Origin of the sequence: Solimonas soli DSM 21787 (genome assembly GCF_000474945.1) — a bacterium.
GTDB classification, from domain to species: Bacteria; Pseudomonadota; Gammaproteobacteria; order Nevskiales; family Nevskiaceae; genus Solimonas; species Solimonas soli.
Genome location: NZ_KI440836.1, coordinates 514,197 through 529,497 on the forward strand (window position 1 = coordinate 514,197; position 15,301 = coordinate 529,497).

Here is a 15,301-nt window from a genome sequence, read left to right on the forward strand (position 1 = left end):
CGCTTCAGGGGCGCGACCTCTGCCAGCGCCACCAGCCGTGGAGCAGCGGCGATGCGGCAAGGAGAAACAGCAGGCCGTCGCCGACGCCGCCGTCGACCAGCAGCATGCCGACGATGCCGCCGGCACCGATTAGCGCGCGCGCCGCGACCCACCACAAGGTGCGCCGTCCGCTCATGCCGGCACGCCTTCGAGCGGTGCCTTGGCGGCGCGCCGCCGTCGGCGATCCCACCACAGCCAGGCGCCGTTGGCGGTGATGAACAGCGTCAGCCAGGTGCAGGCCGTCCACAGCAGCTTGAGCGGCAGGCCGCCGTAATCGCCGAAGTGCAGCGGCTCGGACAGGATGATGGCCTTCAGGTAGGTCGGCGGCTCGGCGTAAGTCGTCAGTTCGCCGCTCCCGGCGTCGACGATGGCGGCGGTGAACAGGCGCCGCTCGATGCCGCTGCGGCCGTTCAGCAGCACGGTGTAGTGGCGTGGCGTCGAGAAGCTGGTGTCCGGGAAGATCAGCGACGTGACCTGGCGGCCGTCTTCGGCTTTCGCCAGCGCCGCGGCGATCGCGCGGTCGGCGTCGGCCGGCGGGCGCAGGGCATCGACCGGCGCCATCCGGCCGGCCTGCGCGCGCATCGCGCCGAGCTCGGTCGCCTGCCAGACCATGATGGCGACCGTCGAGAAGCCGAGCAGGAATCCGGTGACGGTGACGACCAGCGCCCAGCCGAGCACGATCGCGCCGATGAAGTTGTGCAGGTCGAGCTGCAGCAGTCGCGCGCCGCGGCCGCGGCGCAGCACGCCGAAGGCGATGCGCTTGACGTATGGCGCGTAGACGACGAGGCCGGAGAGCAGCGACAGGAACACGAGCAGCGCGATCAGCGCGCCGATCACCTCGCCAAGCGGGCCAAGGAACCATTGCGCGTGCAGTTCGAGCAGGAAGCCGGTCAGCGTCTTCGCCGGATCGGATTCGCCGATCGGCTGCGCCGTCGCCAGATCGGCGAAGCGCAGCGTCGCGTGGTCGAACGTGGTCTCGGCCGCCGCCGCGGTGACGACGAGCAGCACGCCCGGATGATGCTCCGGATCGATGCCGATGCTCAGCGCGCGTTCGCCCGGATGCGCGGCGAGCACGTTGGCAATGCCCTCGGCGATCGGCCGCTGCGGCGCGTCCGCGGCCTGCGCAGTCGGCACGATACCCGTCGCATCGTCGATCTCCTCGTGGAAGATCAGCACCGTGCCGCTCAGGCACAGCACGAGAAACGGCACGGTCGCGATGAGGCTCGTCCAGCGATGCAGCCAGAGATTGAAGCGGAACCAGCGCGAACTCGCGCCGGTCTTCGCCGCGCCGGCGCCGCTGTCGGTTTCAGTAGAGATTGTTTTTGTAGTCATGCTGCAGACCCTTGTCCATGAGGCCCGGTACCGACAGCGCCGCGCGGGCGATGCCGGCGGCCAGGCCGCGTGTCTTGCTGAGCTTGACGTGCGCGGCGAAGGTCGCGGCCGGATCGAGCTGCTCGTCCGCCGGCGCTGCCGGCCATAGTCGCGCGCATCGCAGCGCGGCGCTTTCGGCGGTCGCGAGCCGGAGGTCGTCGATCTGCGTGACGAGCCTCGGCACGCGGCCATCGACGGCGAACGCGCTGGCCAGCGGCGCATCGCTGATGATCGAAGCGCGGCCGTGCAGCGTCAGCAGGGTCGTGGCGCCGGGCAGCAGCGCGAGCGCGGCGACGCGTGGCTGCGTGAGGATGTTGCGGAAGCTGTCGACGCGGCGGTTGCCGGGACGGTCGGCATACCAGGCGCTGCCGTCGTGCCACTGCAGCAGCGCGCCGGCCGGATCGCCCTTGGGACTGACGTCGACGCGGCCCTGATCGTCGACGGTCGCCAGCGCCATGAAGCGGCTCGCGGCGAGCAGCGCGCGGGAATCGGTCGGCGCATCGTCGAGCGGCGCGCTGTCCCAGAACGCCGAGCGCATCAGTGCCTTGGCGCAATGCAGATAGCACTCGGCGACGACCAGCGTGACGGTTTCGGCATCAACCGCCGCGACGCGGCCGTTGACGCGCAGTGTCTCGCCGAGGCCCGGCGACAGGAACAGCGAACCGAAGCTCGCACCGGCCTGCGCGTCGGCGTCGCGGTCGAGCGCCGCGCGCGGCAGGCGCAGCGTGTGCGGATCGACGACACAGACGAAGCCGCGCGCGCCGCCGGCTGCGCTGATCGTCAGCGCGTCGCCGCGTGCGAACGCGAAGAAGGCAAACGGCGCGCTGCCGATCCAGCGTTGCGCATGCGCGTCGATGAAATCGATGACTTTCAGATCGCGCGGTCCCGGCAGCTTGCCGACGCAGGCTTGCAGGGATTCGGCATCACGAATGATCGTCGTCATCGCGCTTCTCCTTCAGAACATGAATTCCAGGCCGCCGGCGATGCGGCGGCTGTCGCCGAGGCTGACGACTTCGGTGCCGTTGAACGCGTAGTTGTTGGCGTCCTTGCGGTAGCGCGCATCGGTCAGATTGCTGCCGGTGAAGAACAGCGTGAAGTGGCCGGCCGACCAGCGCAGCGAGAGATTGACGAGGGCGTAGCTCGGCAGCTCGTGCGGCGGCGCGTTGTCCGCCGCCGCGGCGGCCTTGCCGGTCCACTGCACATCCGGGCGGATCAGCAGCGCCGGCCACGGCGTCCATTCGAGTGCCAGGGCCGCGGTGTAGTCCGGCGCTCTCGGCAGATGGTTGCCGGACAGATCGGCGCCGTCGGCGACGATCACATCGTCGCCGAAGCGGCCGTAGGCGATGCCGTACCCGCCGACCACGCGCAGCACGCGCCACGGCTGCCAGCTCAGTTCCAGCTCGCCGCCGCGAATGTACGCGGGGCCGGCGTTGCCCATGTAGTTGTCGACGCCGGATCCGAGCTGGATCTGCATGTCGTCCCAGCGCGTATGGAACAGGTTCAGCGCGGCATCGAGGTGCCAGGGGCGGTAGCGACCCTTGAACGACAGCTCGTAATTGCGCGTCTGTTCGGAATCAAAGCTGAAATGGCGGCCGGATACCTGGTTGTAGCCGTCGCCGCCAGGGCGATAGCCCTCGGAATACGCGGCGCCGGCGAACCAGCCGTCGAACACCTCGTAGCTCGCCGCCAGTTTCGGCAGTACGTCGGAGAATTCGCGCGACACCTTCGTTTCCCCATCGGCCGGCAGCACGCCGGCGCTGCCGAGCAGACCGACGATCGCCGTCGCCACGGGGGTGTCGCCGGTGTAGTGGCTGCTGATCACGCGATCGTTTTTCTCGCGGTCGACGCGTGCGCCGCCGGTCAGCGTCAGGCGGTCGGTGAGCAGCCAGTCGACCTCGCCGAACAGCGCCATATCCTCGACGTGCGACGGCGAGCCGGAGCCGAAAAGGATGTTGCCGAGCGGCGCCGTACAGAGAATCTGCGCGCCGCAGAAGCCGGACGCCTGCAGCAGGCCGTTGATGTTGATATGGCCGGTCGAATCGTCGCCGTTGCTGTCCTTGTAGTAATACGCGCCGAAGCTGCCGCGCAGCCGCTCGCCGCTGTAGTCGAGGCGCAGCTCCTGCGAGAACGCGTGCGCGTCCTCGTTCTGCAGCGTCGCGCCCTGATCGTCGGCGCTGTAGTCGATGTCGAAGCGGCTCTGCGTTTCCGAGCGGATGTAGGCGCTGATGGCTCGCACGCGCCAGCGCTCGCCGAGGCGCAGGCGCTGATCGAGAGAGCCGAGCTGCGAGTGATTGTCGTAATCCTGCGGCGCATTGCTGAGCGACGCGCGCGCGCGTTCCTCGCTTTGCGGCACGTATGTGCTGCCCTGATAGCGCCGCAGGTCGGCGAAGCTGACCAGCGCCTCGTAGGCACTGCCGATGCCGCTCGGCCGCAGGCTCGCGCGCACGCGCGTGCTGCGGCTGCGCCGCCGCGCCCAGTCGTCTTCGTCGCGCGTGCGGTTGTCGATGTCACCGCCGTCGCGGCGATCGTCGCCGACCACGCGCACGGCTAAGCGGTCCGGCCACAGCGTCGTGCCGACGGCGCCGGCGTATTGCTGCTGGTCGTCATTGCCGCCGGCGAAACGCCCGCGCAGGAACGGCGAGAAACTGCTGTCGATCTGCGGCTCGGCGGTATTGACGATGACGGCGCCGGCCATCGCATTGCGGCCCTGACTGGTGGACTGCGGGCCGCGGAAGATTTCGACCGAAGCGAGATCGAAGGCCGAGAGATCGGCATAGCTCAGCGCCGAGCGCGGCAGGCCGACGCCATCGAAGACGATCGCCGACGACGTGCTGTACGCCGCGTACGCGCCGGAGCCGCTGGCGCCGTAACTGCCGATGCCGCGCAGCGTGATGCCGCCGACGCCATAATCGCTGTCTTCGAGCCGCGCGTTCGGTGTGGCGGCGATGACGTCGTAAACGTCGCGCGCCGTCGAGCGCTCGATCTCCTCGCCGGAGTGCACGCTGACGCTGCTCGTCGTGCGCTCGGCCGGGCGGCGGAGGAGCTCGCCGGTGACGATCACCGTTTCGACCGGCGCCTCGACAGACGGTGCCGGCGCCGCAAGCGGCGGCGCGGCCTCGGCTTCGAGCGGAATCATCAGTAACGATCCATCCGCCTGCGCAGCGGCGCCGCCGCAGAACGTGGCGCACAACGACATGAAGACGAGCGGCGCGACAGCCGCGCGGCGATTGACGAGTCCCATCCGTTCCCCAGGGCGGACATCACGAGTGCGGCGTGGCTCGTCGGGGAACTGGCTGGCGCGGCGTCGGGGAATTCTGCGCGCGCCGGCCGGACCGCGCAACGCCGGCGCGTCGCCGCGACAGCCCGGTGTCAGCCGCGCAGGCGCGCGACGATGGCGTCCTCGTCGGCCTTCGCGAAGCCGGCCGACAAGCTGCCGCTGCGATCAATCACCGGGCGCTTCACCAGCGAGGGCTCGCGCGCGAGCAGGGCGGCGGCGTTGGTGGCGCTCAGCCCTTCGCGGGTCGCCGCGTCCAGCTTGCGCCAGGTCGTGCCCTTGCGATTGACGAGGCCATCGACGCCGAGCGCATCGATCCAGCGCTGCGCGAGCTCGCGCGACAGGCCTTCGGACTTGAAGTCGTGGAAGCGGTAGGCGATGCCCTCGTCGTCGAGGCGCCGGCGCGCGCGCTGCACCGTGTCGCAGTTCTTGATGCCGTAGAGCGTGATCATCGCGATGTCGGGAGGCCGGGGTCGGCGGCATTGTAGGCGGCCTGGCCATATCGTTCAGCGCGTCTGCGCGCTTTTGCCATGGCCTTGTCCGGCCTGCGCCGCTCGCATACAGTTCGCGCCGTTCCAGGTGCCGTGCCGCCATCCGGCGGCGCGGTTAAACGGGAAGCCGGTGCGTCGTTCTTCGTGCGAAGACGACAAGGCCGGCGCTGCCCCCGCAACGGTAAGCGAGTCGTCCGTCAGCACGACGCCACTGTGTCGCAGGACATGGGAAGGCGCTGATCGGCAAACCCGCGAGCCCGGATACCGGCCCGGAACCGGAGCCTCGTCGCTCCACGTCAAGGCTCGCGGTGGGCGCGGCCGGAACAGGCGGTGTTTCCGCCTGCCCGTCGCATCTCCCGCGTGCTCGTCCTTCGATCATCGCCGTCGCGTGGGGCGCCGGCACAGGGAGACCGACCATGCCTTTTCGCAAGGCGCTCGTTGCACTCATCGCCGCCGGCGCGGCGCCCGCCTACGCGCAGACAGCCGCCGTGCCCGTCGCAGTCGCGATGGCCGACGCGGCCGACGCCGACACCGTCATCGTCACCGCCAGCCGCGTCGCCGAGAAGGCCGACGACTCGCTCGCCGCGGTCACCGTCATCACGCGCGACGACATCGATCGCCTGCAGCCGCGCGATCTGCCGGAACTGCTGAACGGCCTGCCCGGCGCGCAGATCGTCAGCAACGGCGGTCCGGGCAAGGCCACGTCGCTGTTCATGCGCGGCACGAATTCCGATCACATGGTGGTGCTGATCGACGGCATCAAGGTCGGCTCGGCCACGCTGGGCTCGACCGCCTACGAGCAGCTTCCGGTCGACCTGATCGATCACATCGAGATCGTCCGCGGCCCGCGTTCGAGTCTCTACGGCTCGGAAGCGATCGGCGGCGTGATGCAGATCTTCACCAGGCGCGGCAGCACCGATGGTTCGCCGACGCCGGCCTTCTCGATCGGTGGCGGCAACTACGGCAGCGGCAAGGTCGAGGGCAGCCTGCGCGGCGGCTACGGCGGCGGTGGCTGGTACAGCCTCGGGCTATCCGGCACGACGACCGACGGCATCAATGCACAACCGTCGGCGGGCGAAGCGGATCACGACGGCTTCCGCAGCGCGTCGGGCAGCTTCAATACCGGCTGGAAATTCGCGAACGGCGCCGCGCTCGAAGCGCACTACCTGCGCGCCGACAGCCACAACTGGTACGACGGCTACACCAACGAGAACTACGGCGTGCAGCAACTGTTCGGCGGCTCGGCGCGCGTCTCGCCACTGGCGATCTGGGACGTGACGCTGACAGCCGGCGAGGCACAGGACTGGTCGGACTCGTTCAAGCATACCGACGATGCCATCAGCAACCGCGGCTCGATCGACACCTACCGCGATACCTACAGCTGGCAGAACGATCTGCACATCGCCGAGCACCAGCTCGCCAGCCTTGGCGTCGACTACACCCATGATCGCGTCAGCAGCGATACCGACTACACCAAGACATCGCGCGACAACACCGGCATCTATGCGCAGTACCAGGGCGGCTGGGGCGGCCACGAAATGCAGCTGTCGGGTCGTCACGACGACAACCAGCAGTACGGCGGGCACGATACCGGCGCGCTGGCCTACGGCTATCGCTTCGCCAACGGCCTGTGCGCCGGCGCGTCGTATGCCTCGGCATTCAAGGCACCGAGCTTCAACGACCTGTACTACCCGTTTGGCTATGGCGATCCGAATCTGAAGCCGGAGACCTCGCACAGCGTCGAGCTGAATATCGGCGGTCGTCATCACGCGGCCGGCGCCGACTGGAACTGGGGCCTCAACGGCTATCGCACGACGGTCGACGAGCTGATTACATACAACCCGGAGACGTACTCCGCCGCCAACATCGGCGATGCCCGCATCACGGGCGTCGAAGTCCAGCTCGGGGCCAGCGTCGCCGCCTTCCGCTCGCAGCTCTACCTCAACTGGCTCGATCCCGAGAATCGCAGCGAGGGCGACAACAAGGGCAACGAGCTGCCGCGCCGTGCGCGGCAAACCGCGCGCGCCGACCTCGACTACGACTGGCGCGCGCTGTCATTCGGGACCACGGTGTTCGCCTCCGGCGACCGCTACGACGACCCGCAAAACAGCAAACCGCTCGGCGGCTACACGACCGTCGACCTGCGCGTCGACTACCGCGTGCTGCCGTCGTGGACGCTGCAGGCCAAGGCCGCCAACGTGTTCGACAAGGACTACGAAACGGTCGCCGGCTACAACTCGCTCGGCACCGGCTGGTTCTTCACGGTCCGCTACACGCCCGGCAACTGAAGTCCCTCGCCCGGCGCCGCGACGGCGCCGGGCACTTCTTCCACACGACAGGAAGTCCGATGAACACTCGCTCCAACGCCGCGACTCTGAATCCGGGCCGCACCTCGCAGCTGACCATCTTCGGCCTGCTCGCGCTGCTGATGCTGAGCACGCGCTACGCGCATTTCGCGCAACTGCCGGATGCATCGTGGGCGACGTTCTTCGCCGGCGGCTTCTATTTCGCCGGGCGGCGCGGCCTGGCTGTGTTCGCGGCACTGATGCTCGAATCGGCGGCGATCGACTACATCGTCATCCAGCATCTCGGCATCAGCAATTACTGCGTGACGCCGGCCTACGCCTTTCTCGTGCCGACGCACGCTGCGCTGTGGCTGGGCGGCGCGTGGCTGCGCCGCGGCTACAGCTTCAGGCCGGTGACGCTGCTGCGCTTCGCGATGGCCGCCATCATCGCCACGCATCTCGCGTACCTGATCTCGAACGGCTCGTTCTACTGGCTCGGCGGCCGCTACGCCGATCCGAACGCCGCCGAGTATCTGGCGCGCTTCGCGCAGTACTACGTTAACTTCACCACGGTCACGCCGGGCTATCTGGCGATCATCGCGCTGCTGCATGTCGCCGCCGCGGCGCTGCTGCCGGAGCTGCGTGGCACGCGCGACGAACTGCCGAAGGCCTGAGCGCTTTCCACGCATCGCGGCGGTCGACATGAGCAGCGGCGACGACGGTCTGGCCGAGCGCCATCGCGCGCGCATGCAGCGCAAGAAGGCCGTCGTCGACGGCAGGATCAAAGCCGCGCAGACCGAGCGCGGCGTGCTGCTGGTGCTGACCGGCAACGGCAAGGGCAAGAGCTCGTCGGCGTTCGGCATGCTCGCGCGCGCACTCGGTCACGGCATGAAGGTCGGCGTCGTGCAGTACATCAAGGGCCGTTGGCAGACCGGCGAGGAGCTGTTCTTCCGGCGCTTTCCCGAGATTCGCTATCACGTGATGGGCGAGGGCTATACCTGGGAAACGCAGGATCGCGGGCGCGATATGCGTGCCGCGCGCGCGGCCTGGGACGTCACGCTGGAGCTACTGCGCGATCCGGCGTATGAACTGGTCGTGCTCGATGAGCTGAACATCGCGCTCAAGCATCGCTATCTCGATGTGCAGAAAGTCGTCGCCGCGCTCGCCGCGCGCCCACCCATGCAGCATGTCGTCGTCACCGGCCGCGCCGCACCGCCGGAACTGATCGCCGCCGCCGATACCGTCACCGAGATGATGGTCGTCAAACACGCGTTCTCCGCCGGCATCAAGGCGCAGAAGGGCATCGAGTTGTGAGCGCAACTTGCCGTGCGCTGCTGATTTCCGCGCCGGCCTCGGGCCAGGGCAAGACCACGGTGACGGCCGCGCTCGCGCGCCGGGCACGACGCGATGGCCTGCGCGTGCGCGTGTTCAAGACCGGCCCGGACTTTCTCGATCCGATGCTGCTCGAACGCGCGAGCGGCGCGGCGGTGTATCAGCTCGATCTGTGGATGGTCGGCGAAGCCGGCTGTCGCGCGCTGCTGCACGAGGCCGCGCTGCACGCCGACCTTATCCTGATCGAAGGCGTGATGGGGCTTTACGACGGCACGCCATCGAGCGCCGATCTCGCGCAGCGCTTCGGCATTGCGGTCCTCGCGGTGATCGACGCATCGGCGATGGCGCAGACTTTCGCCGCGCTGGCATTCGGCCTCGCGCGCTATCGCCAGACGCTGCCGTTCTTCGGCGTGTTCGCCAACCGGGTCGGCAGCGCCGGCCATGCGCGAATGCTGGCCGATGGCCTGCCCGACGGCATCGCGTGGCTCGGCCACCTGCCGCGCGCCGCGGCATTTGAACTGCCGGAACGTCATCTCGGCCTGCTGCAGGCCGGCGAGATCGCCGACCTCGACAGGCGACTCGACGCGGCCGCCGATGCCCTGGGCGGCGCGCTCGATTTCGCGTCGCTGCCGACCGTCGCCTTCAGCCACGCCGCGGCCGCGCCGATCGCAGCACGGCTCGCCGGCCAACGGATCGCGGTTGCCCGCGACGAAGCGCTCGGCTTCATCTACCCGGCGAACCTCGATTGCCTGCACGCGCTCGGCGCCGAAACGCGATTCTTCTCGCCGCTGCGCGACGCGGCATTGCCCGCTTGCGACGCAGTCTGGTTGCCCGGCGGCTACCCGGAACTGCATGCGGCGCGGCTGGCGGCGAACACGTCGATGCTCGCCGCGCTGCGCGCGCATCACGCGGCCGGCAAACCGCTGCTCGCCGAATGCGGCGGCCTGATGGCGATCTGCCGAACGCTCGTCGATGGCGATGGCGTCGCGCACGCGCTCGCCGGTCTGCTCGACGCCACAGCGACGATGCAGCCACGCTTGCAAGCGCTCGCGCTGCAGGGCGTCGCCTTCGATGACGGCGAACTGCGCGGTCACAGCTTTCACTACTCGTCGCTGCAGAGCGCGCTGGCGCCGACGCTGCGGGCGCGCACGCCACACGGCGGCGGGGGCGAGGCGGTCTATCGCGACGGGGCCTTGATCGCGTCGTACGTGCATTTCCATTTCGCGTCGAATCCGTCGGCGACGGCCCGACTGTTCGGAGCGCGGCCGTGAGCATCGCGGCATTCGCGACGCCGCTGGCGATGCTGGCGGCGCTTGCGCTCGATGCCATGCTCGGCGAGCCGCGGCGCGCGCACCCGCTGGCCGGGTTCGGCGCGCTCGCGTCGCGTTGCGAAGCCGCGCTGAACCGCGGCCGGGCCCGCCGCCTGCGCGGCGCGTGCGCGGTCCTGCTGCTCGTCGCGCCGGCGCTGGGCGCCAGCGCCTGGCTCGCCGCACGGGGCATCTTCGGGGTCGCATGCACCGTCGTCACCCTGTATTTCTGCATCGGCCATCGCAGCCTGCGCGAACACGCACAGCGCGTCGCCGCGGCCTTGCGCGCCGGCGATCTGCCGGCGGCGCGCGCCCGCGTCGGCGAGATCGTCAGCCGCGACACGCAGGGCATGGACGCATCGCGCGTCGCGGCGGCGGCCACCGAGTCGGTGCTCGAGAACGGCAATGACGCCGTGTTGGGCGCGCTGTTCTGGTTCGCGATCGCCGGCGCGCCCGGCGCCGTCGCCTACCGGCTGGTCAACACGCTGGACGCGATGTGGGGCTATCGCACGCCGCGCTACGCGGCATTCGGCTGGGCGGCGGCGCGGTTCGACGACGTGCTGAACTACGCCCCGGCGCGACTCACCGCGCTCGGCTACGCCGTGCTCGGCGATGCGCGCTCGGCGCTGCGCTGCTGGCGCACACAGGCGCGTCTGTGCGCAAGCCCGAACGGCGGAGCGGTGATGACGAGCGGCGCCGGCAGTCTCGGCGTCACGCTCGGCGGCGGCGCCTTCTATCACGGCTGCTGGCAGGACAAGCCCCTGATCGGCGGCGGCGCGGCGGCGGATGCGGCGAGCATCGAACGGGCGCTGCGCCTGGTCGCGCGCACACTGGCCTTGTGGCTCGTCGTCATCATCGCGATCGTGCTGTGCGTGGAGTGCCGGCGCCATGCTTGAACACGGCGGACGCCCGCGCGCGGCGGCGCTGCGTTACGGCTGCGAGCCCGCGCAATGGCTCGATCTGTCAACCGGCCTCAATCCGCAGCCGTGGCTGCCGTCGCCGGCCGACGCGGTTGCTGCCGCCGTCGCACTGCATGTCTTGCCTGATGACGACGACGAACTGCGCGCCGCCGCGCAGCGCTACTACGGCGCCGATGTGCTGGCGGTCGCCGGCTCGCAGGCGGCAATCCAGCAGCTGCCGCGGCTGCGCCGGCGATCGCGGGTCGCGGTACTCGCACCGAGCTACGCCGAGCACGCCTATCAGTGGCGCCGCGCCGGTCATGAGGTGACCGCCATCGGCGCGGCGCAAGGCGCGGCAGCGGCAGCGCACTGCGAGGTGCTGGTGGTCGGCAACCCGAACAATCCCGACGGCGCGTGTTTCGATGCCGACACGCTGCTCGGCTGGCACGCCACGCTCGCCGCGCGCGACGGCTGGCTGATCGTCGACGAGGCCTTCATCGACGGCGAACGCCAGCGCAGCCTCGTCGCCGAGGCGAGCCGGCGCGAGGGATTGATCGTGCTGCGTTCGCTCGGCAAGTTCTTCGGCCTCGCCGGCGCGCGCGTCGGCTTCGTCGGCGCAAGCGGGGGCCTGCGCGATCGGCTCGCCGAAGCGCTGGGCCCGTGGCCGATCGCCGGACCGTCGCGCGTCATCGCCGTCGCGGCGCTTGCCGACCGGGGCTGGCAAAGCAGCGCGCGCCTGCGCCTGCACGAACAGTCGCACAAGCTCGCGGCCTTGCTCGCGATGCACGGCTGGGAGCCCCGCGGCGGCTGCGCATTGTTCCAGTGGCTGGCGACGCCGCAGGCGGCCCGCCTGCACGATGCACTCGCGCGGCGCGCCGTGCTGACGCGCCTGTTCAAGAGCGACGACGGCACGCCGGCAAGCCTGCGCTTCGGCCTGCCGCCGCCCGACAGCTGGACACGGCTCGGCATCGCGTTGCGCGACGCGTCGCGCGAACTGCGCGGCGGACTTGCCGCATGAGCGCGAAGACATTGATGGTGCAGGGCACGACGTCGGACGCCGGCAAGAGCACGCTGGTCGCCGGCCTGTGCCGCGTGCTGCACCGGCGCGGCGTGCGCGTCGCGCCGTTCAAGCCGCAGAACATGGCCTTGAACAGCGCCGTCACCGTCGACGGCGGCGAGATCGGCCGCGCCCAGGCGCTGCAGGCGCAGGCCGCCGGCATCGCGCCGACCTCGGACCTGAATCCGATCCTGCTGAAACCGATGAGCGACACCGGCGCGCAGGTCATCGTGCACGGCCGTGCGCTCGCCAACATGGACGCGCGGGCCTATCACGATTACAAGCGCGTCGCGCGCGGGGCCGTGTTCGCATCGCACGCGCGGCTCGCCGCGCGGTACGACGCGATCATCGTCGAAGGCGCCGGCTCGCCGGCCGAGATCAATCTGCGCGCGCACGACATCGCCAACATGGGCTTCGCCGAGGAGGCCGATTGCCCGGTGATCCTGATCGCCGACATCGACCGCGGCGGCGTGTTCGCGCATCTGGTCGGCACGCTGGCGCTGCTGGCGGACAGCGAGCAGGCGCGCGTGCGCGGTTTCGTCATCAACCGTTTCCGTGGCGACCTCGCGCTGCTCGAACCGGGACTGCGCTGGCTCGAAGAACGCAGCGGCAAGCCGGTGCTCGGCGTGCTGCCGTACCTGCATGGCCTCGATCTCGACGCCGAGGACGCGATCGCACGCGGCGAGGCGCACAAGCACGATGCGCGCCTGCGTGTCGTCGTGCCGGTGCTGCCGCACATCAGCAATCACACCGACTTCGACGCGCTGCGCGCGCATCCGCAGATCGACTTCCGCTATGTCGGCCCGCACGACACGCCGCCGCCGGCTGACCTGGTGATCCTGCCCGGCTCGAAATCGGTACGCGGCGATCTCGCGCATCTGCGCGCGCACGGCTGGCCGGCGTACCTGCGGAAGCACCTGCGCTACGGCGGGCGCCTGCTCGGCATCTGCGGCGGCCTGCAGATGCTCGGCCGCACGATCGCCGATCCGCTGGCGATCGAAGGCGAGGCCGGCAGCAGCGAAGGCCTGGGCCTGCTCGATCTGCACACGACGCTCGAAGCGCGCAAGCAGCTCCGCAACATCGACGGCCGGCTCGCCTTGCCGGGCGAACCCGCCATCCGCGGCTACGAGATTCACGCCGGCATCAGCCGCGGGCCGGCGCTGTCGCGGCCGCTGGCACGACTGGCGGACGGCCGCGACGACGGTGCGCTCAGCGACGACGGCCAGGTCGCCGCGACCTATCTGCACGGTCTGTGCGATACGCCGCAGGCCTGTCGCGCGCTGCTCGCCTGGGCCGGGCTGGCCGATGCGCAGCCGATCGACCGCGCCGCGCTGCGCGAGAGGGCGCTGGAGCGTCTCGCCGACGCGCTGGAAGCGCATCTCGATCTGCGTCGCACCTTCGCGCTGCTCGGCATCAACACATGAGGTGCACATGAGCGGCAGGACCCTGATCCTCGGCGGCGTGCGCTCCGGCAAGAGCCGCCTCGCCGAGCGCCTCGCCGCCGCGCACGGCGACGACGTGCGCTACATCGCCACCGCCTGCGCGCGAGACGATGCGGAGCTGGCCGCGCGCATCGCCGCGCACCGCGAGCGGCGCCCCGCCGCCTGGGTGTGCATCGAGGAACCGCTGGCGCTCGCCGCCGCGCTGCGGGCGCACGCGGCGCCGGGCCGCGCGCTCGTCGTCGATTGTCTGACCCTGTGGCTGACCAATCTGCTGCTCGCCGACGACGGCGCCGCGCTCGGACGCGAGCGCGAGGCGCTGCTGGCCGTCACGCCGATGCTGCCCGGCGCGGTCTTTTTCGTCGGCAACGAGACCGGGCTCGGCGTGGTGCCGCTCGGCGAGCTGACGCGGCGCTATGTCGACGAAGCCGGCGTGCTGCACCAGCGCCTCGCCGCGCTCAGCGAGCGCGTCGTCTTCACCATCGCCGGCCTGCCGCTGGCCCTCAAGGGGACTTTGTAGGAGCGCATCCCGATGAACGCCCTGTCCCCGATATTTGCCCGAGGAGAGGCTTGGGACGAGGGGAAAAATGAATCGAGCGATGCGACGAGCGTGTGCCCCTCAGCCCGAGCCTCGCCGCCTCGCTCCGCGATGAAGAAGAGGAAACCGTTGCATTGCATGCTTCGAGGAACGCCGTGAACGATCATGGGTTGCCGCTGCCGGTATTGAATGAGCCTGCGCCGTCCTGGCTGCACGACGCCATCCGCGCGCCCGACGCCGCGAGCGCCCAGGCCGCGCGCGAACGGCAGGCGCAACTGACCAAGCCGCCGGGCTCGCTGGGCGCGCTGGAAGAAATCGCGGTCCGCCTCGCGGCGCTGCAGCGCCGCGTTCGCCCGCGCATGGAACGGGTATGGATCAGCGTGTTCGCCGCCGACCACGGCGTCGCCGCTGACGGCGTGTCGGCCTTTCCGCAGGCGGTGACGGCGCAGATGATCGCCAACATCGCCGGCTCGAGTACACATGGCGGTGCGGCGATCAGCGTGCTGGCCCAGGCGCTGGGCGCCCCGCTCGAAGTCATCGATCTCGGCACCGTCGGCGCGAGCCTGGCGCTGCCGCGCGTGCGCGACGAACGCATCGCACCGCAGACCGGCCACCTGGCGCGCGAGGCGGCGATGAGCGCGGCGCAGCTCGCGCAGGCGCTCGGCAGCGGCCGTGCCGCCGCGCAGCGCGCGCACGCGGCCGGCGCCGAGCTGTTCATCGGCGGCGACATGGGCATCGCCAACACGACCAGCGCCACGGCGCTCGCCTGCGCCCTGCTCGGCATCGCGCCGCGCGAACTGGCCGGCCCCGGGACCGGGCTCGACGCCGCCGGCGTCGCGCGCAAGGTCACGGTGATCGAGCGCGCGCTGGCTCTGCACGCGGCCGCGCTCGACGATCCGCGCGAGGTGCTGCGCCGTCTCGGCGGCTTCGAGATCGCCGCGCTCGCCGGCAGTTTCATTGCCTGCGCGCAGCTCGGCGTGCCGGTGCTGGTCGACGGGTTCATCGCCGGCAGCGCCGCGCTGGTGGCGACGCGCCTCGCGCCGGCCTGCGCGCCGTGGCTGTTGTACGGCCACCGCTCGGCGGAACCGGGCCATCTGCGCATTCTCGAAGCCCTCGCGGCGCGGCCGCTGCTCGATATCGGCATGCGCCTCGGCGAAGGCAGCGGTGCCGCCGTGGCCGTGCCGTTGCTGCGCGCGGCCTGCGCGCTGCACGCGCAGATGGCGACCTTCGGCGAAGCCGGCGTCGCCGGCCGCGACGCGGCGCACTGAA

The 15,301-nt window shown here is 70.4% G+C and carries 14 protein-coding genes and 1 riboswitch; of the genes, 9 read left to right on the forward strand and 5 right to left on the reverse strand.

The features are described from left to right. Window positions 1-4 precede the first annotated feature (4 nt). The 5 genes from K344_RS24135 to K344_RS0114535 all read right to left on the reverse strand — a co-directional run bounded on the left by K344_RS24135 (window position 5) and on the right by K344_RS0114535 (window position 5,136). Window positions 5-175 carry a hypothetical protein gene (locus tag K344_RS24135; protein WP_157622957.1) on the reverse strand — a complete coding sequence of 57 codons (171 nt, stop codon included), beginning with the start codon at window positions 173-175 and terminating at the stop codon, window positions 5-7. Continuing rightward, on the reverse strand, window positions 172-1,371 hold the full coding sequence (locus K344_RS0114520; protein ID WP_084197470.1) for a PepSY-associated TM helix domain-containing protein: 1,200 nt from the start codon (window positions 1,369-1,371) through the stop codon (window positions 172-174). The genes K344_RS24135 and K344_RS0114520 overlap by 4 nt, the downstream gene beginning before the upstream one ends. Next, window positions 1,346-2,353 carry a pyridoxamine 5'-phosphate oxidase family protein gene (locus K344_RS0114525; RefSeq protein ID WP_028081274.1) on the reverse strand — a complete coding sequence of 336 codons (1,008 nt, stop codon included), beginning with the start codon at window positions 2,351-2,353 and terminating at the stop codon, window positions 1,346-1,348. Before K344_RS0114525 ends, K344_RS0114520 begins: the two co-directional genes overlap by 26 nt. A 12-nt stretch (window positions 2,354-2,365) precedes the next feature. Next, entirely contained in the window at window positions 2,366-4,546 is a 2,181-nt protein-coding gene (locus K344_RS0114530; protein ID WP_245586224.1) for a TonB-dependent receptor, read from the reverse strand. Window positions 4,547-4,779: 233 nt separating this feature from the next. Continuing rightward, the gene (locus K344_RS0114535; RefSeq protein WP_028081276.1) at window positions 4,780-5,136 is read right to left on the reverse strand and encodes a Spx/MgsR family RNA polymerase-binding regulatory protein; all 357 of its coding nucleotides are present in this window, start codon (window positions 5,134-5,136) and stop codon (window positions 4,780-4,782) included. A 108-nt stretch (window positions 5,137-5,244) separates the two neighbouring features. Then, window positions 5,245-5,462: riboswitch (cobalamin riboswitch) on the forward strand. A 129-nt stretch (window positions 5,463-5,591) separates the two neighbouring features. On the opposite strand from K344_RS0114535, the gene btuB reads away from it, so the two are divergent. The 9 genes from btuB to cobT all read left to right on the forward strand — a co-directional run bounded on the left by btuB (window position 5,592) and on the right by cobT (window position 15,300). Then, entirely contained in the window at window positions 5,592-7,463 is a 1,872-nt protein-coding gene (btuB, locus tag K344_RS0114540) for a TonB-dependent vitamin B12 receptor (protein WP_051362254.1), read from the forward strand. A 59-nt stretch (window positions 7,464-7,522) separates the two neighbouring features. Then, the gene (locus tag K344_RS21900; protein ID WP_051362255.1) at window positions 7,523-8,134 is read left to right on the forward strand and encodes a hypothetical protein; all 612 of its coding nucleotides are present in this window, start codon (window positions 7,523-7,525) and stop codon (window positions 8,132-8,134) included. A 28-nt stretch (window positions 8,135-8,162) separates the two neighbouring features. After that, window positions 8,163-8,774 carry a cob(I)yrinic acid a,c-diamide adenosyltransferase gene (gene cobO / locus K344_RS0114550; protein WP_028081278.1) on the forward strand — a complete coding sequence of 204 codons (612 nt, stop codon included), beginning with the start codon at window positions 8,163-8,165 and terminating at the stop codon, window positions 8,772-8,774. Beyond that, complete coding sequence (locus K344_RS0114555; protein ID WP_028081279.1) at window positions 8,771-10,063, forward strand: cobyrinic acid a,c-diamide synthase CobB; 1,293 nt, start codon at window positions 8,771-8,773, stop codon at window positions 10,061-10,063. Before cobO ends, K344_RS0114555 begins: the two co-directional genes overlap by 4 nt. Window positions 10,064-10,092: 29 nt before the next feature. After that, on the forward strand, window positions 10,093-10,995 hold the full coding sequence (gene cbiB, locus K344_RS21905) for an adenosylcobinamide-phosphate synthase CbiB (RefSeq protein WP_051362266.1): 903 nt from the start codon (window positions 10,093-10,095) through the stop codon (window positions 10,993-10,995). Next, window positions 10,988-12,016 (forward strand): threonine-phosphate decarboxylase CobD, encoded by a 1,029-nt coding sequence (cobD, locus tag K344_RS0114565; protein WP_028081280.1) that lies wholly within the window; start codon window positions 10,988-10,990, stop codon window positions 12,014-12,016. Before cbiB ends, cobD begins: the two co-directional genes overlap by 8 nt. After that, window positions 12,013-13,479, forward strand: coding sequence for a cobyric acid synthase (locus K344_RS0114570; RefSeq protein WP_028081281.1), 1,467 nt, complete (start codon window positions 12,013-12,015; stop codon window positions 13,477-13,479). Before cobD ends, K344_RS0114570 begins: the two co-directional genes overlap by 4 nt. Before the next feature lie 7 nt (window positions 13,480-13,486). Continuing rightward, window positions 13,487-14,014 (forward strand): bifunctional adenosylcobinamide kinase/adenosylcobinamide-phosphate guanylyltransferase, encoded by a 528-nt coding sequence (cobU, locus tag K344_RS0114575; RefSeq protein WP_043114514.1) that lies wholly within the window; start codon window positions 13,487-13,489, stop codon window positions 14,012-14,014. A 203-nt stretch (window positions 14,015-14,217) separates the two neighbouring features. Further along, entirely contained in the window at window positions 14,218-15,300 is a 1,083-nt protein-coding gene (gene cobT / locus K344_RS0114580) for a nicotinate-nucleotide--dimethylbenzimidazole phosphoribosyltransferase (RefSeq protein ID WP_211234556.1), read from the forward strand. Window position 15,301 lies beyond the last annotated feature (1 nt).